The sequence below is a fragment of the Streptomyces sp. NPDC096310 genome (assembly GCF_044763125.1).
In the GTDB taxonomy this organism is placed as follows: Bacteria; Actinomycetota; Actinomycetes; order Streptomycetales; family Streptomycetaceae; genus Streptomyces.
Genome location: NZ_JBIWFO010000004.1, coordinates 15,228 through 30,545 on the forward strand (window position 1 = coordinate 15,228; position 15,318 = coordinate 30,545).

The following is a 15,318-nucleotide window of genomic DNA, read 5'->3' on the forward strand; positions in this document are numbered from 1 at the left end:
CGACAACTCCTCGTCCCCCTCGGGTGGGCCGCTCTCTCACTTCTGGTCCTGGTCCTCGTCGTCCTGGTCCTCGTCCTGGCCCTCTTCTTCCATCGCCTCTTCGTGGGTGCGGACGACCTCGCCCTCCCGGATCTCGCCGCGCCACGCCTCCGGCTCCTCGTCGGTGAGCGATACATACCGCTGGAAATTCTTGAAGTCCAGTCGCAGACGGCGGCCTTGAGCCCGCCAGATGTTGCCGGTCTTCTCGAAGAAGCCCGACGGGTAGTACTCGACCACGAGCACGATCCTGGTCAGGTTCGGCGCCATCTCGTGGAAGCTGACCGCCCCTTGCGTGGTGCCTTTCGAGCCCTCGGACGTCCATACGATCCGGTCGTCGGGTATCTGTTCCAGGGTGGTCGCCCGGAAGCTCCGGGAGGACAGGCCCACTTTGGTCTTCCAGGCGCTGCTGGTGTCGTCGTCGCCGTCCTTCGACACGTTCGACACGCCCTTGGTGAAGCCGGAGAATTTGTCGTACGCGGTCCAGTGGTCGTACGCCGTTCTCAACGGCACTCCCACATCGAGGACTTCGACGATGTTCGTCACCTTCACGTCCCCGCTGCCCGGCCGGCCGCCGCTGCCCGTCAGGTCCTTGGCCTTGTCCACCACGGTGTCCTTGACGGATTTCGCCTTCTCGGAGAACAGCGCGCCGACGGATGTGTCGCCGTGCGCGATGCGGGAGCCGATCGCGGGCAGTTGACCGCCGTTCTCCGCGATGTCCGTCAGGTGTCCCGTCAGGTCGGACAGTTTGTCGCCCACTCGGCCGACGGTACGTTCCAGTCGGAGGCCGGCGTAGTGCGCGAGCTCCTCGCGCAGCCGGCCGGCGTTCGAGGTCGCCGTCTCGGCGGTGTCCTTCCGCGTGCTGGTCATGCCGAGTCACCTCTGGCGGCTGGTGCGGGGAGATGCGGTCTTCTTCCCCTTCTTCGCGTGCTTCTCGGAGGCCGCGGTCTTCTTCCCGGCCGGCCTCTCGGCAGGGGCCTTCTTCGCCGATTTCGCCGATTTCGCCGACCCGCCGGAGGGGCGGGAGGCCCGCCGGCGCTTCGCGGGCGGCGGTTCCTCTTCTTCCTCTTCTCCCTCTTCTTCTTCCTCGTCCTTTTCCTCGTCTTCGGCTTCCCCGGCCGGCTCCTGATCCTCGCCGTCCTCTTCGCCCTCGTCGCCCTGCTGTCCGAGGCGGGCCGCCCGGGCGCTGATCGTGTCGGCCAGCGATCCCATCGCGCGGTCCGTGACGGCGGACAGCGCACTGCCGGCGGCCGTCATGCCCTGCTCACGGAACTGCTCCGTCACCTCCGCGACCTGGGGCACCTCCGCCAGGCGGCGCGCTCCCTCGGCGGCCAGTTCCTGGGGGCCGAAACCCAGTCCCTTCCCGGACACCGCCGTGGCCACCGTCAGGGCGAGCCGGCCCTTCTTGGTCCGGCCCAGTACGTAACCGCCGAGGACGGCGGCCGCCAGAGCGAGTTTCGTCTGTTCATCCATGGGTCATCCACCTTCGCCAGGTCTCGGCGTACGACCGGCGCATGCGAGCGACACACGCCATCCGGGCTACCGTGTGCGGGACGAACCGCCACTGTCGTCGTCGGTGTCGTCCGGACCGGTTACGTGAACGTCGAGCACCCCGATATTGACCTCGACGACATCGAGCCCGGTCATCCGCTCGACCGCGTCGCGGACGCCCGACCGGATCTCGTCGGTGGTCCGGGGAATCGGATACCCGTACTCCACCACCACGCCCACGTCGACGGCCGCCTGCTTCTCACCGACTTCCACCCGCACACCACGCGTGACGTCGTCGGACCGGGACATCCTGTCCCTGGCGGCGCCGAGCGTCCGGGACATTCCGCCGCCCATCGCGTAGACGCCGGACGCCTCACGCGTGGCGATACCGGCAATGGAGGCCACCACCGAATCCGCGATCGTGGTCTTTCCCTGGACTCCACCGTGGTGGCCGTTCGACATCATGGTCGATCCGGCTTCATTGACTGTCATGACCCACTCACCTTCCCGAAGACAGGGGGCTTCCGACAAGCGGAGGAGGGATGCCACCGGCGGGAGAGGATTCGACGGTTTTCTCGCGGCCGCGCCCCCTTATCCACTGTGCTCCGCGCATCCGCATAACGCCATTCGGGTGATCATCGCCCAGTACCGCTCGGTCCTTCGGGCGCGTTCCACCGGATGAGGCCCTGCTCTGCTCCTTCGCAACTCCCGCCCCCTGAGGCACTCTTGACCCTTGGAAGCGCTCTCAGATACCTTCGGCACCGCTCACGATCACGCACGCTCACACGCATCCGCAGCACCCCCTCGGGGGCAGTTCGGAGGGGTCATGAGGACAGCCGTGGACGCACCCGCCGCGTTACGCCCGTACGCGCCGTACGCCCCACCCCCACACATGCCGCACATACCGCACATACCGCACATGCCGTCCGCGCCGTGCGGGCCCGCGGGCGGATGAGCGGGCCCACGGCGCCGGCCGAGGACGCCGGGACGGCCGAGGCCGTCTCGCGGACACGGGCCGTGACCGGCGGACTGCCCGGCGGGTTCGGGTGGTTCTGGTGCGGGCAGACGATGAGCGGTCTCGGGGACCGGCTCACCGCGTTCACCGTGCAGAGCGTCGCCATTCTGAGCCTCGGCGCCTCGGGCGCGCAGGTGGGGGTCCTGTCCGCGACGGGCTGGCTCGCCTATCCGGCGCTCGGGCTGGTCGCCGGGGTCGCCCTGGCCCACGTACGCCGCAAGGGGGTGATGGTCGCCGCGGAGCTGGTCCGGTTCGCGGCCTTCGTCAGTGTGCCGGTCGCCGCGCTGGCCGACCGGCTCACCCTGACCCACCTCGTGGTGGCGGTCGCGGTGGCGGGCGCGGCCACCGTGTTCTTCGACATCGGCGGCCAGTCCTATCTGCCCTCGCTGGTCGGCCGCGACCAGTTGGTCGCGGCCAACTCCCGGCTCTCCGGCGCGGACAGCCTGACCAAACTGGCCGGGCCCGCGCTGGCCGGAGTGGCCTTCGGGGTGGTCGGCCCGACGCCGGCCGCCGCGCTGGCCGCCGCGCCGTTCCTGCTGTCCGCCGCGGCGCGGGCGCCGGTCCGCGCCGCGGAGCTGTTGCCCGGGCGCCCGTATCCGCGCGAGCCGGTGGGCGCGCGGGTCCTGCGGGAGCTGCGCTTCGTACGGGACCACCCGCTGCTGCGGCTGCTGGTGGCGCGTGCCGCGCTGCGCGGCTTCGGTACGGGGGCGGTGGACGCCGTACTCCTGCTGTTCGCGTACCGCGGGCTCGGGCTGTCCAGTGTGGGCGGCGGGCTGCTGCTGGCGTCCGGCGCGGTCGGCGCACTGGCCGGGGCCGTCCTCGCGTCCCGGATCATCGGCCGGTTCGGTACCCGGGGCGCCCTGCTGCTCACCGGGCTCGAAGGCGTGTCGTGGCTGGCCGTGCCGCTCTGTCTCCTCTGGACGCCCGCGGCGGTCCCGGTGCTGGTCCTGGTCCGCGGCTTCTCCGCGGTGTGGCTGTCGGTCTGGGGCGTGCTGGACGCGAGCCTGCGGCAGGCGCTGGCCCCACCGGGCCGGCAGTCGACCGTCCACGCGGTGACCAGGACGCTCAGCTTCTCCACGGTGCCGCTCGGCTCCCTGGCGGGCGGCCTGGCCGGCGGGGCCCTGAGCGGCCGGCTGGGCTGGACGGCCGGGCTCGGAGTGGTGATCGCCGCGGGCGGCCTGCTCGCGGCGGCGAGCGTCCTGCTCTTCAGAAAGGAACCGCTGCGAGGCGACCACGCGCTGACGGCGCCGGCCGGGCCCCCCGGGTCCCGGCGCCCCGAGTGAGGAGAAGAAGCATGCATCCGACCACCACCAGGACACTGTCGGCGAAGGAGTTCGCCGACATCAAGCACACGGTGTCGATCCGCTCGCGCGCACGCAAGAACCTGCTGGCCGACCCCGGTTACGCGGCCCCGCTGCCGCAGGAGGTGAGCCTCCAGCTCACCTACCGGTGCAATCTGCGCTGCTCGCACTGTTACCAGTGGAACGAGCAGGGCTTCTTCCGTGACTTCAGCCCCAGCCGGCAGCGTACGGAACTCGACCTGTCCATCATCGAGGACGTGCTCGCCACCACCGCTCCGCTGCGCTCCAAGCTCTTCCTCTGGGGCGGCGAGCCCCTGATGCACAGCAAGTTCGGCGAGGTCGCCGCCCTGCTGGAGCGGTATCCCCGTACGGTCAACATGTGCACCAACGGGCTGCTGTTCAAGCGGAAGCTGGACGATCTGCTCCGTATCGGCGAGAACCTCAATCTGCTGGTCAGCCTGGACGGCCTCGGCGACGACCACGAGGCGCTGCGCGGCAAGGGCACGTTCCGCAGGACCGTGGAGAACATCGAGACCATGCTGCGGCTCCAGCGCGAGGGGCGGTTCCGCGGTGAGCTGTCCCTGTCGTGCATGGTCTCGCACGCCACCGTCGGCAAGATGTACGAGTTCATGGAGTGGGCCGAGGAACTCGGCGTCAACACCGTGTACTTCCAGTTCCCCTGGTACATCAGCCCCGAAGTCGCGGGCGCCATGGACGAGTTGTACGAGAAGTCGTTCGCCTGGCTCCGGCCGGACACCGGCACGAAGAGGCCCACCTGGCACTCGTACACCTACCAGCTGCCCGCGGAGCGGCTTCCGGTGCTGCGGGAATCCATGCGGCGCCTGGCCGAGCGGCCCTGGCGGGTCCGGGTGCGGTACCAGCCGCAGCTCGACGTCGACGAGGTCGAGGACTTCATCCTCGGCACGTCCCGCCCGGCGCAGCGGCGCTCCAAGTGCCTCGCGGTGTCCAACCGGATGGAGGTGCACGCCGACGGCAATGTCAGCTCGTGCAAGTTCTTCCCGGAGTTCGTGGTGGGCAATCTGTACGACACGCCGGTCACGGAGCTGTGGCAGAGCGAGGCCTTCCGGCAGGTGCGCCGGACGCTCGCCGAGGGCGGAATGATGCCCGTCTGCTCGAAGTGCATTCTTCTGTATCTCAACGGAGTGTGAGGGTGGGGATGAGTGTGACCGTGGACGAGATCGAGCTGAGGATCAAGGATGTGCTCGCCGGTGTGCTGCCGGACGACGCCGCCCGGGACGCGATCGGCCCGGACACCGATCTGATCGACGAGTACGGCCTGGACTCGCTCCAGGTGATCTCCTTCCTGCTGGGGATCGAGGACGCCTTCGACATCGAGCTGGACTACGAGAACCTGCGGCTGGACGATCTGCGGTCGGTACGGCAGTTCGTCGGGTACGTCGCCGGTCTTGGCGTGGCGGCGCGGTGACGGCGGGCCGGGGCGCCCCGGCGGACGCGGCCGGCCGGGAAGTCCCGGCGGGCCGCGCGGCTCCGGCGGCCCGCGCGGCCCACTGGGGCACGTTCGACGCGGAGCGGTGGTGGCGGGCCCCGGAGCTGGCCGCCCTGCCCGCGGTCGCCGTGCCGGGCGGCGCGGGCGCCGTGGCCGCGATGGACGAGCTGCTGGCCGGGTTCTGCGCGCCGGGCGATCTGCTGGTGACCCGGACGCCGATGGCGGCCGAGGTGCGGGAAGGGCTGGCCGTGTGCGGGATCCGCTTCGAGCCGTACGTCCTGCGGTCGGGGGCGGCGGCCGACGACCGCCCCCGCACCGTCGACGCGCTGATCGCCGCCGACAGCGCCGCGTGCGAGCGCGTCGCGGCCTGTCCGGACGTCCTGCCCTACGCGGTGCTCCCCGACACCGCCGCCCTCACCGGCCGACTGGGCCGACCCGGTCTGCTGCCGCCGGCGGCGGTGGTCGCCGAGGTCAACTCCAAGGCGTGGTCCAACGCGCTCGTCCGGCGGCTCGGGCTGCCCGGCGCCGGGCGCGTGGTCCGTACGACGGACGAACTGACCGCGACCGTCGCCGAGTTCGGCTGCCCGGTGCTGGTGAAGGACCCGTACGGGGTGTCGGGCCGGGACACCCTGGAGATCGCGGCGCCCGGTGTGCTCCGCGCGGTCCTGCGCACCCTGGACCGGCAGGTCGCGGCGGGGCGGCGGATCGAGCTGCTGGTGCAGCGCCGGTATGCCAGGCGGTACGACTTCTCCGGGCATCTGCGGATCGCCCGTACCGGCGAGGCCACCGTCCTGGGCGTGCTGATGATGACCAACCACCGCTTCCGGTACGCCGGTTCGCACCCCGCCGACCCCGGCTTCCTCGCCCGCCTCGACGCGGAGGGCTACTTCGGCACCCTCACGGCGGTGGCCGACGCGCTCGCCGCCGCCGGGTACTGGGGTCCGGTCGGCGTCGACTCCATGGTGGTCGAGGACGGGACCGTCGTCCCCGTACTGGAGATCAACGCGCGCCGCTCCCTCGGCCTGCTCTCGCTCCGCCTGGACCAGCGGGTCCGGGAGAGGGGTGACGGCCTGCGCGGCCACCTCCGGCAGCTGGACCTCGCCGTGCCTCCAGGCCGGTCCGTCGCCGATCTGAGCGCCGCGCTGCGCCGGGACGGCGCGCTGTACGGAGGGGGCGCGCGCCCCGGGGTGACTCTGCTGAGCGGCAGTACGCTGGCGGCCCCCGGCGGCCGGGTGCACTGCGCCCTGTTCTGCCGCCCCGAGGACGCGCCCGCGCTGCGGCGCCGGGTGCTGGCGGCGGCGGCCGACGCCGGGCTGACGCCCCGTGGCGTCGACGGTGGGGCGGCCGGCGGGGTGGCCGATGCGGCTTGACATCGGCCTGATCGGGGCGACCGCGATCGCCGAGCGCGCGGTGGTGGGGCCCAGCTCCCGGTGCGGCGACGTACGGGTGCGCGCCGTGGCCGCGAGCGATCCCGGGCGGGCCGCCGCGTTCGCCGCCCGGCACGGCATCCCCCGGGTGCACGCCGACTACGCGGCCCTGCTGGCTGACCCCGGCGTCAACACCGTGTATGTGTCGCTGCACAACTCGGCGCACCGTCCATGGGTGGAGCGCGCCGCGCGGGCCGGGCGCCATGTCGTCGTGGAGAAGCCGCTCTGTCTCGGTCCCGACGAACTGGCCGCGATCCGGGAGGCCGCGGCGGCCGGCGGGGTGCGGGTGGTGGAGGCGGTGCCCACGGCGGGCCATCCGTGGCAGGGCGCCGTCCGCGCCATGGTCGAGGACGGCCGGTACGGGCGGCTGCGCTCCGCACGGACCGACATCCGCTTCGGCGTCCCGGCGGCGGGCAGCTACCGGGAGCGGCCGGAGCTGGGCGGCGGGATCTTCCGCGACTGCGCGAGCTACTGGCTCCAGGCGGTCCAGTCCACCGTGGGGCTCGGCGCCGCGACGGGGCGCGGTACGGGGCGGTTCGACGGCCCGTACGGGAGCGACCGGTCCTTCGAGGCCCGCCTCGACTGGGAGGACGGCCGGGAGGCGGTGCTCCGCTGTGAGGTCGGCGAGGTGCACCAGGCCCGCCACGCGTTCGTCTTCGAGAGGGCGGAGGTGCGGCTGCGCAACTTTCTGCTGCCGACGATGGGCGCGCTGCCGCTGAATCTGGTGGTCAGGCGCGCGGACGGGACCAGGCAGGTGCTGGCGTTCCCGCCGGTGGCGTACTACGACTCCCAGCTCGACCGCGTCCGCGCGGCGCTGTCGGGCGGTCATCCGAACGACGACGGCGCGCTGGAGCGGGCGGGTGCGCGCGTCGAGCTGATGGCCTCGATCCACCAGGACGCGGTCCGCGCGTCGGAAAGGCAGACACGGTGAACAATCTGCACAAACGGCGCCCCGGGGAGCGGCAGTTCGACCGTATGCTCGCGGCGGCGGGCGTCGACCCCGCCTCGGTGCGCTCGCGCACCGAACTGGCGGACGCGACGTTCAACACGGTCTACCGGGTCCGCCTGGCCGGCGAGGGGCCGGGCCACCGCGGCCTCGTCGTCAAGATCGCGCCCGATCCGACCGGTCCGACGCTGCGTTACGAACACGGCATCATGCGGACCGAGGGGCTGTTCTACGCGGCCGCCGCGGGCCGGGCGCCGGTGCCCGAGGTGGTGTGCGCGGACTTCTCCCGCGAGCTGATCGACACGGACTTCCTGGTGCTCTCCGATCTGCCGGGCACCAACTGGCACGCGGCGCGGGAGGAGATCGGGGACGGCGAGCGGGCGGCGCTCCGGGGTGAACTGGGCGCGATGGTCGCGGCGCTGCACCGGGTGACGGGGCCGGCCTTCGGCTACCCGCAGGCTCTGTCCGCCGACCGGTCCGGCGCCCTCCCCTCGTCCCCGCCGGGCTGGCGCACCGTGTTCCTCGCGATGGTGGACGCCGTCCTGGCCGACGCGGAGACCTTCGGCGTGCGCCTGCCGGAGCCCGCCGCGCGGATCCGGGAGACGGTGCGGGCCTCGGCGGATCCGCTCGACGCCGTGACGACCCCGGCGCTGGTCCACTTCGACCTCTGGGACGGCAATGTCCTCGTGGACCGGGCCGCCCCCGGCGCGGCGCCCCGGATCAGCGGTCTGGTCGACGGTGAACGCGCCTTCTGGGGCGATCCGCTGGCGGATCTGGTCTCCCTGGCCCTGTTCGAGGACATCGAGCGCGACGAGGCGTTCCTGGGCGGATACCGGTCGGCGGGCGGCCGGGTCGACTTCGACGGGGAGACCCGGCGGCGGCTCGCCCTCTACCGCTGCTACCTCTACCTGATCATGCTGGTCGAGGCGGTGCCGAGAGGCTTCTCCGGTCCCGAGCAGGTGGCCAGGGACCGCTATGTGGCCCGGCATCTGCGCACCGAGCTGGCGGCCCTGCCAGGGGCCGGGACCGGGGGCCGGCCGTGATCGAGATCCTCACCTCCGGGGTGGCACTCGGCGTGCACGTACCCGGGCTGCTGCTGGCCGACCGGCTCCGCGAACAGGGCGCGGACGCCGAGGTCCAGGTACTGGAACGGCTGCTGCCGGAACGTACGCTGACGACCACGGCCGCCATGAAGTGGGCGTTCCACCGGGACTTCCGGTTCGCGCTGACCGGCCAGCGGGTGGCGACCGACCCGTCGGCCACGGTCGCGGACACGGCCGTCGAGGAGCTGATCGAGCGCTGGCGGGCCGAGCGGATCGACCGGTTCGTGGTGTTCTCCGGCTTCTGGCTGCCGATCGTCGAGCGGTACGTGTCCCGGTACGGGGCCGGCGCGCCGCCGGTCGATGTCTGCCATGTGGACTCGGTGGCCTCGCCGTCCTTCGTGAAGACCGGCCACCCCGCGCCCGGCGTTCGCCATATGTGGCTGGCCGACGCCGCGGGCGGGCGGATCCCGTACAGCATCCCCGTCACCCGGGAGCCCGCGCTGCCCTGGCGGGAGCGGGAGCGGCGGCTGCTGGTGCACGGCGGGGGCTGGGGCATCGGCACCTACCGGGAGCGGGCCCGGGAGCTGCGTGCGCACGGCTTCGCGCTGGACGTCGTGGCGTACGAGGAGGCCGACGTGACCGGCGACGACCCGGACGTCCGCTCCTTCATGGTCGACCCCGGGTGGCATCCATGGCTGGACGACGGCTATCCGCCGTTCGGCCGGGTCGTACCGGGCGAGCCGCCCCGCTTCACCCGCGGTGCCGGGCACCACGGCTCCTTCGACCTGACGCGGGCCGCGGTCGCCACCGTCAGCAAGCCGGGCGGCGGCACTCTGCTGGACTCGCTCTGGTCGGCGACCCCGGCCGTACTGCTCGAACCGTACGGCGGCCACGAGGAGCGCAACAGCGCGCTGTGGCTGGAGCTCGGCTTCGGCATCACGTTCGCGCGCTGGGCGGAGACAGGGTTCGACCTGGCCGTGATCGAGGAGCCGCACCACACGCTCCGGGAGGCCGCGGCGCATCTCCCGGACTACTCGCGGCTGCTGGCGGAAGAGGCCGCGTCATGACCGCGGGCTCGCTCGGCACCCTCCGTGAGACGGTCGACCTGGCGTTCAGCGCCCCTCCCGGAAGTGCCGAGGGCGTGTACGCGGCCACGTGGGGCCAGCGGGAGATGTGGCGCACGATCGCCAGGCACCGTCCGGGCGGCTTCTACCAGCTCTCCCAGATCATCCCGGTCGGGGCACCGGTCGGCCTCGGCACGGCCCTTGCCTGCCTGCGGCAGCTCGTGGTCCGGCACGCGTCGTTGCGTACCACCTTCCAGGAGGACGCGGGCGGGCTGTACCAGGTGATCCACCGGGACGGTGTGCTGCCCGTCCTGGTCCAGGAGGCGCCCGCCGAGGACCGGGAGCGGGCGACGGCCGCCGCGCTGGTGGCGGCGTTCCAGGCCGAGGAGCCGCTGCTGGACCGGGAGTTCGCGCCCCGGCTGGCCGTGGTGACCCGGGGCGGGGCCGCGACGTACCTCGTACTGGTCTGCTCGCACGTGGTGCTGGACGGGCACAGCGAGCGCGTGCTCGCCTCGGAGGCCAGAACGCTCCTGGCCCACGCGACAGCCACAACGGAACGCACGTCGGCCGTCCCTCCACCGCTCCCCCCGGTCGTGCACGGACCCGCCGAGCAGGCCGGCGTGGAGGCCCGCGCGCGCAGCCGCCGTACCTCGGCACGGTCCGTCGCCCACTGGCGGGCCACGCTCGCCGACGCCCCGCCCGCGCTCTTCCCCTCCCCCACCGAACCGGTGGACGGCGGCCCGGGCGCGCCGGTCTGGTGCGGCAGGCTCGCCTCCGGGGCGCTCGCCGAGGCCGAGGCGGCGCTCGTACGGTCCGGGCTCGGCTCCAGCGCCCTGTGGCTGAGCGCCACCGCCCGCGTCCTCGCCGCCCGCACCGGGCGCCCCGCGATGGCCTTCCGCCTGCCGGTCAGCAACCGCTTCGACCAGGCGCTCGACGGATACGTCGGCAACCTCTCCCAGCACACGGTGGTCACGGTCGACACCGCCTGCGGCACCTTCCCCGAACTGGCGCGCCGCGTCGAACGCGACCTGATGCGCGCCTACTTCCACGCCCGCTACGACCCGGCGGAGCTGGCGGAGGCCACCACGGACATCGAGACCCGGCGCGGCGCCCCGCTCGACCTGACGTATCTCTTCAACGACGTACGGAGCCAACGCGACAAACGCCCGGCCCCGACCCGGCCACCGGCCCGGCCCCCGGAGGTGACCTGGGAACTCCTCCACTCCGCGAACAGCGACATCAAGCTGCACATACGCGTCACGGAGAACGCCGGCCGCCCCCTGCTCGACATCGCGGCCGACACCTCCTGCCTCCCGAGAAGCGCGATCACCGACGCGCTCTTCGCCGTCGAACGACTCCTGGTCGAGGCGGCCCGCGAGGCGGGGCCGCGGAGCTTCGGTGGCTGATTCGGCGGCTAGGCGGTGCGGTTGCGGCCCACGTAGACGTTGCGCGCCCGGTAGAACGTGTCGCCGCCCGGTCCCGAGGAGCCCGAGGAGCCCTCCATCTGGAGGTTGATGATCAGCCACAGCGGTTTGCCGACGAACCCGGCGCCCCGGTGGACGGCCTTCCAGGTGCCGTCGAGGTAGTAGTGGATGTCCACGTCCGTGGCGTTCACCTTGGTGATCCAGGCGCGGTACGTGTGCCAGGAGCCGGGCGACGCGACGCCGACGACGGTGCTCGACACGTCCGAGGAGGTACGGAACGTGTTGAACCAGTTGTTGGTGTTGCCCTTGAACTCCAGGATGTCGCTCTCGGGCGGCCAGCTGTTGACGCCGGTCAGCCAGAACGCGGGCCAGGTGCCCGCCCCGCTCGGGGCCTGGAACTCGCCCTTGACCTCGTAGTCGGGGAACTGGTCGGTCACCACGATCTGGTTCTTCGCGTGCACCGCGCCCGAGTGGTAGCGGATCGGGAGGTGCGGTGTGGAACCGCTCGTGCCCTCGTCCCAGGTGATCCGGGTGGCCTGGAGGGTGAGCACTCCGGAGCCGAGAGAGATGTGGTTGTGGTCGGTGGAGCTGCCGTACATCCGTGCGCTGCCGTTGTGATCGCTTCCCCACGGATACAGGTAGTTCCACTCCGCCTCGAAGGCGCCGTAGCTGCCGAAGGACCCGTTGATCACGTCCTCCCACCCGGCCGCCGCCGTCGCCGCCCGCGCCGTACGGGGCGGGGCGGCCCCCAGGGCCATCGCCCCGCCCAGCGCCACGGCCCCGCCGAGGAATCTCCTGCGGCCGGCGCCGGGCGCGCACCCTTCGCCGTGGTCGCCGTGGCTGCCGTGGTTGCTGTGCGACTCGTTCCGTGCCGGTACGTCCCGCATGAGGTCTCCCCACGATGGAACAGAAAGCATCAGGACTCACCACATTCCCAAGGGGATCATCAGGCGTCAACGGGTGCGGCAGGCTCCGGGGCGGGTGTCCCGGTTCGCCCTGATCACCCGTCATGGCGTAGGGAGGGCCGACCATTCGGGGGAACGTCGAGCCGTAGAAGGCGTCGGACTCGCCCTCCGTCGTGACCGACCCGTTCCCATGTCCTATGTCCTGCCCGTGTGCCGTGCGCTCGCCCGGAACTCCGCCGAGGGGAACCCGATGATTTCGGGAGCCAACATCAAGTCCGACCACACCGCCACCCGAACCCGCGTCCCTGTCCGTGGCCGGGTCCGTCTCCGTGCGCGTCTCCTGTACGGCCCGGGAGCCACGGGCCTGTGCGCCCTGGCGCTGACGGGCTGTTCCTTCCTGGGCGGCACGGGGCCCGACGCCGCCTCGGACGACAAGGCCTCGACGACTGCCGTGACGCCCGCCGCCGCACGCCCCGCTCGGCCGAGCGCGCCGGCGCCCGTACCGGAGGCGCTGGAGCGCGTACGCGTCAATGTCGAGGACGGCGCCGTGGTCGGGGTCGGGATGCCGATGTCGCTGGTCTTCGAGCACCCCGTGCCCGTCGCCGAACGGGCCGCCGTCGAGCGGGCCTTGAGCGTCACCAGCAGCCCGCGCGTGACCGGCGCCTGGAGCTGGGTGAAGGACCGCGACCTCCTCGACGGCGGGCGCCTCGACTACCGCCCCCGCGACTACTGGCCCACCGGTACGAAGGTCATCCTCCGCGCGGGCCCAGGATCCGGCGCGGCCCCCGGCCCCGGGGGAGCGCTGAACCGGCGCTTCACGGTCGGCCGGTCCCTGGTCGCCACCGTCGACGTACGCGATCACTCCATGACCGTGGTCAGGGCGGGCGTCGCCACCCGGATCCCGATCACGGCCGGGGCGCCGGGCATGGACACCTGGAACGGTGTCATGGTCGTCGCCGGCAAGGAGCGCCGGCTGCTGATGGACTCCAGCACGGTGGGCTTCGGCGACGCGTACAAGGGTTACTACAACTACGCCGTCCATCTGACGTCCTCGGGCACCTACCTCCACGAGAACCCGATGGCCGACGCCCACGCGGGCCGCCGGAACGTCACCCACGGCTGCGTCGGGCTCCCCACGGACGGCACGGCGCGCCGCTTCTTCGACGAGGTGATCCCCGGGGACGTCGTACGGGTCACGGGCGCGCCGGAGGCGGTCGATCCCGGCAACGGGTACGGGGACTGGAACGTCCCCTGGAGCGAGTGGCTGGCCGGCAGCGCGCTGAGGTGAGTCCGGCGCGGACGGCAGGACGGCCGAACGGCAGGACGGCTCGGACCGCGCGGAGTGTCAGCGGGTGCTGAGCCAGTGCGGGTCGGGGACCACGGTCAGGACCGCCGAGACCAGCACGACCAGGGCCAGTACGGCCAGTTCGGCGCGGGCGGGGCGGCCCGCGTCGCCGCCCCGGCGCAGCCGGATCCTGGCCGCCAGCGCCAGCGCGCACACCACGGCCACCAGGACGAGCTTGGCGATCAGCACCCTGCCGTACGCCGAGGTGAGGACCACGTCCACGGGGAGCCTGCGCAGGGTGGAGAGCGTGCCGGTGGCGGCCAGCGCGGCGAGGAGCCGGCCCGCGTGGCGGGCGTACCGGGCGAGCAGTTCCCTGGCCCCGGCCGGATCGCCGCGCCGCAGCCGCATGGCGCGCAGCACGTACAGCAGCCCGCCGGTCCAGAGGGACGCCGCCGTGAGGTGGACGACGGTGAGCGCGATACCCAGCGTCGGGGTGTACGGCTCGGGGTGGGCCCGCAGCGCCTCCGCGCCGATGACCGCGGCGAGCGGGGCGAGGGCGAGGGCCGGACGGGTGAGGGTGGCGCACCCCGCGGCCAGCAGGAAGCCGTTGGCCATGACGAGCAGGAAGCGGCCGTCCGAGGTGCCGTAGACGGTGGCGAGGTCGAGTCCGCTGACCTGGGCCAGCAGCAGGATCTGCCCGGCCGAGGCACCGGCCCCGACGAGCGAGGCGGCCACGGCCCAGCGACGCGGCCCGGCTCCGGTGCGGACGGCTCCCATGGAGGCGGCTCCGGTGCGGGCGGGTCCGGTGCGGGCGAGCCGGGTGCCGGCGAGTTCGCCGAGGTGGACGGCGAGCGCGGCGAAGACGGCCGCGCGCAGCACGGTGGTGGCGCCCGCGCCGGGTATGCGCAGCTCCCCCGTACCCCGCGCTGCGACGCTCACGCCCAGCACCGCGACGACGACGGCCGCCAGCGCGCCGCCCGCCACGAGACCCACGGTGACCGGCGCGGCTCCGCGACCGGAACCGCGGGCGGTGTCCTCGACGGACGGGCCTGGAGATATCACCCGCTCATCATCTCCGCGGAGCGCGGAGGGCGGCAACGCGGACGGGCGGCGAGGGGTCAGCCGCGCCAGGGCTGGTAGTGCGGGTTGTCCTCGCAGAGCGCCATGGTCTCGGTCTTCTTGGCCGTGTCCACCGGGCAGGCGCCGACGATGCGCTCCCGGGAGACGCCGCCGGGGAAGGCGACCTCGTCGTCCCCGGAGACGGGCCGGGCGGTGCCCAGGGTCCGGTCGACGTCGATACCGCCTGGCGCGTCGATGTAGTAGTTGTAGGCGGGCTTGTCCCCCACCGTGGCCTTGTAGAGGTCGTGGTCGTAGCTGGCCGAGACGTACGGGGAGCCCTGCCCGGCCAGGGTGTGGCGGCCCAGGTCGTACCGGCCGCCCAGCGGCGCGTCGGGGTGGAGCCCCTGTTCGAAGACGAGCCGCGGCGCCCGGCCGTCGGCGCGGTAGAGCTGCTTGCAGTCGGTGCGCCAGGACGGCGCCGGGGTGATCCGCGCGACCTCGACCCGGTGGTCCACGGCGGCGAACATCCTGTCCTCGACGAGCGGGCACCGGTCGGGGGCCGGGGCGGGCTCGGCGGCGGGGCCGGGGCCCGTGGTCGGCGTGGCGGGACCGGCGGTGGGAACGGCTGGGGCGGCAGGGGCAGCGGGGCGCACGACGGCCGACGGGCCCGGCTCGGGGCCGGACACGGCCTCGGTGACCGAGGCGGGGACGAACACGGCGGCGGCGGAGAGGGCGACGGCCGCGGCCCGCCGCCGCAGGCGAGAAGTGGTCATGGGAGCACCCTCCTCGCTCCGCGGCGACGGGCCGTGGACCGTCACCCGGACGGGGGCGAGTTGCCGGGCCGTGGACGCTCC

14 protein-coding genes and 1 pseudogene are annotated in these 15,318 nt (G+C 73.0%); 9 read left to right on the forward strand and 6 right to left on the reverse strand.

Annotated elements, in window-relative coordinates:
- Nucleotides 1-39: 39 nt before the first annotated feature.
- The 3 genes and pseudogenes from ACIQ7D_RS11150 to ACIQ7D_RS11160 all read right to left on the reverse strand — a co-directional run.
- A pseudogene (locus ACIQ7D_RS11150) lies at nucleotides 40-906 on the reverse strand (SRPBCC family protein); the annotation flags it as partial.
- A gap of 6 nt (nucleotides 907-912) precedes the next feature.
- The gene (locus tag ACIQ7D_RS11155) at nucleotides 913-1,509 is read right to left on the reverse strand and encodes a hypothetical protein (protein WP_403936141.1); all 597 of its coding nucleotides are present in this window, start codon (nucleotides 1,507-1,509) and stop codon (nucleotides 913-915) included.
- Nucleotides 1,510-1,575: 66 nt separating this feature from the next.
- Nucleotides 1,576-2,019, reverse strand: coding sequence for an Asp23/Gls24 family envelope stress response protein (locus ACIQ7D_RS11160; RefSeq protein WP_403936143.1), 444 nt, complete (start codon nucleotides 2,017-2,019; stop codon nucleotides 1,576-1,578).
- Nucleotides 2,020-2,478: 459 nt separating this feature from the next.
- Between ACIQ7D_RS11160 and ACIQ7D_RS11165 the strand changes: the two genes are divergently transcribed.
- Genes ACIQ7D_RS11165 through ACIQ7D_RS11200 form a run of 8 tightly spaced genes read left to right on the forward strand, consistent with a single transcriptional unit; the run spans nucleotide 2,479 to nucleotide 11,197 of the window.
- Complete coding sequence (locus ACIQ7D_RS11165; protein ID WP_403936145.1) at nucleotides 2,479-3,825, forward strand: MFS transporter; 1,347 nt, start codon at nucleotides 2,479-2,481, stop codon at nucleotides 3,823-3,825.
- An 11-nt stretch (nucleotides 3,826-3,836) separates the two neighbouring features.
- Nucleotides 3,837-5,012 (forward strand): radical SAM protein, encoded by a 1,176-nt coding sequence (locus ACIQ7D_RS11170; RefSeq protein ID WP_403936147.1) that lies wholly within the window; start codon nucleotides 3,837-3,839, stop codon nucleotides 5,010-5,012.
- Nucleotides 5,013-5,020: 8 nt separating this feature from the next.
- Nucleotides 5,021-5,290 carry an acyl carrier protein gene (locus ACIQ7D_RS11175; protein WP_403936149.1) on the forward strand — a complete coding sequence of 90 codons (270 nt, stop codon included), beginning with the start codon at nucleotides 5,021-5,023 and terminating at the stop codon, nucleotides 5,288-5,290.
- Nucleotides 5,287-6,681, forward strand: a complete 1,395-nt coding sequence (locus ACIQ7D_RS11180) for a hypothetical protein (RefSeq protein WP_403936151.1) — start codon at nucleotides 5,287-5,289, stop codon at nucleotides 6,679-6,681. Before ACIQ7D_RS11175 ends, ACIQ7D_RS11180 begins: the two co-directional genes overlap by 4 nt.
- Nucleotides 6,671-7,669: a Gfo/Idh/MocA family protein gene (locus ACIQ7D_RS11185; protein WP_403936153.1), complete on the forward strand. Its 999-nt coding sequence runs from the start codon at nucleotides 6,671-6,673 to the stop codon at nucleotides 7,667-7,669. Before ACIQ7D_RS11180 ends, ACIQ7D_RS11185 begins: the two co-directional genes overlap by 11 nt.
- Nucleotides 7,666-8,727: a phosphotransferase family protein gene (locus ACIQ7D_RS11190; protein WP_403936155.1), complete on the forward strand. Its 1,062-nt coding sequence runs from the start codon at nucleotides 7,666-7,668 to the stop codon at nucleotides 8,725-8,727. Before ACIQ7D_RS11185 ends, ACIQ7D_RS11190 begins: the two co-directional genes overlap by 4 nt.
- A complete protein-coding gene (locus tag ACIQ7D_RS11195) occupies nucleotides 8,724-9,794 on the forward strand; it encodes a hypothetical protein (protein WP_403936157.1) in 1,071 nt (356 codons plus the stop codon). The genes ACIQ7D_RS11190 and ACIQ7D_RS11195 overlap by 4 nt, the downstream gene beginning before the upstream one ends.
- A complete protein-coding gene (locus ACIQ7D_RS11200; protein ID WP_403936159.1) occupies nucleotides 9,791-11,197 on the forward strand; it encodes a condensation domain-containing protein in 1,407 nt (468 codons plus the stop codon). The genes ACIQ7D_RS11195 and ACIQ7D_RS11200 overlap by 4 nt, the downstream gene beginning before the upstream one ends.
- 8 nt (nucleotides 11,198-11,205) lie before the next feature.
- On the opposite strand, the gene ACIQ7D_RS11205 is transcribed toward ACIQ7D_RS11200, so the two are convergent.
- The gene (locus ACIQ7D_RS11205) at nucleotides 11,206-12,102 is read right to left on the reverse strand and encodes a family 16 glycosylhydrolase (protein ID WP_403936161.1); all 897 of its coding nucleotides are present in this window, start codon (nucleotides 12,100-12,102) and stop codon (nucleotides 11,206-11,208) included.
- Between the two features lie 268 nt (nucleotides 12,103-12,370).
- Here ACIQ7D_RS11205 and ACIQ7D_RS11210 point away from each other — a divergent pair, with 268 nt between their 5' ends.
- Complete coding sequence (locus ACIQ7D_RS11210; RefSeq protein ID WP_403936163.1) at nucleotides 12,371-13,408, forward strand: L,D-transpeptidase; 1,038 nt, start codon at nucleotides 12,371-12,373, stop codon at nucleotides 13,406-13,408.
- A gap of 57 nt (nucleotides 13,409-13,465) precedes the next feature.
- Here the strand turns inward: ACIQ7D_RS11210 and ACIQ7D_RS11215 are convergent, their stop codons facing one another.
- On the reverse strand, nucleotides 13,466-14,536 hold the full coding sequence (locus tag ACIQ7D_RS11215; RefSeq protein WP_403936943.1) for a CopD family protein: 1,071 nt from the start codon (nucleotides 14,534-14,536) through the stop codon (nucleotides 13,466-13,468).
- The gene (locus ACIQ7D_RS11220) at nucleotides 14,524-15,237 is read right to left on the reverse strand and encodes an ADP-ribosyltransferase (protein ID WP_403936165.1); all 714 of its coding nucleotides are present in this window, start codon (nucleotides 15,235-15,237) and stop codon (nucleotides 14,524-14,526) included. The genes ACIQ7D_RS11215 and ACIQ7D_RS11220 overlap by 13 nt, the downstream gene beginning before the upstream one ends.
- Nucleotides 15,238-15,318 lie beyond the last annotated feature (81 nt).

Excerpts from the sequence above, each read along its gene's own strand:
- ACIQ7D_RS11200 (WP_403936159.1), top strand. The coding sequence starts at position 9,791 with ATGACCGCGGGCTCGCTCGGCACCCTCCGTGAGACGGTCGACCTGGCG.
- ACIQ7D_RS11185 (WP_403936153.1), top strand. The coding sequence starts at position 6,671 with ATGCGGCTTGACATCGGCCTGATCGGGGCGACCGCGATCGCCGAGCGC.
- ACIQ7D_RS11175 (WP_403936149.1), top strand. The coding sequence starts at position 5,021 with ATGAGTGTGACCGTGGACGAGATCGAGCTGAGGATCAAGGATGTGCTC.
- ACIQ7D_RS11170 (WP_403936147.1), top strand. The coding sequence starts at position 3,837 with ATGCATCCGACCACCACCAGGACACTGTCGGCGAAGGAGTTCGCCGAC.
- ACIQ7D_RS11155 (WP_403936141.1), bottom strand. The coding sequence starts at position 1,509 with ATGGATGAACAGACGAAACTCGCTCTGGCGGCCGCCGTCCTCGGCGGT.
- ACIQ7D_RS11220 (WP_403936165.1), bottom strand. The coding sequence starts at position 15,237 with ATGACCACTTCTCGCCTGCGGCGGCGGGCCGCGGCCGTCGCCCTCTCC.
- ACIQ7D_RS11205 (WP_403936161.1), bottom strand. The coding sequence starts at position 12,102 with ATGCGGGACGTACCGGCACGGAACGAGTCGCACAGCAACCACGGCAGC.
- ACIQ7D_RS11160 (WP_403936143.1), bottom strand. The coding sequence starts at position 2,019 with ATGACAGTCAATGAAGCCGGATCGACCATGATGTCGAACGGCCACCAC.
- ACIQ7D_RS11165 (WP_403936145.1), top strand. The coding sequence starts at position 2,479 with ATGAGCGGGCCCACGGCGCCGGCCGAGGACGCCGGGACGGCCGAGGCC.
- ACIQ7D_RS11210 (WP_403936163.1), top strand. The coding sequence starts at position 12,371 with ATGATTTCGGGAGCCAACATCAAGTCCGACCACACCGCCACCCGAACC.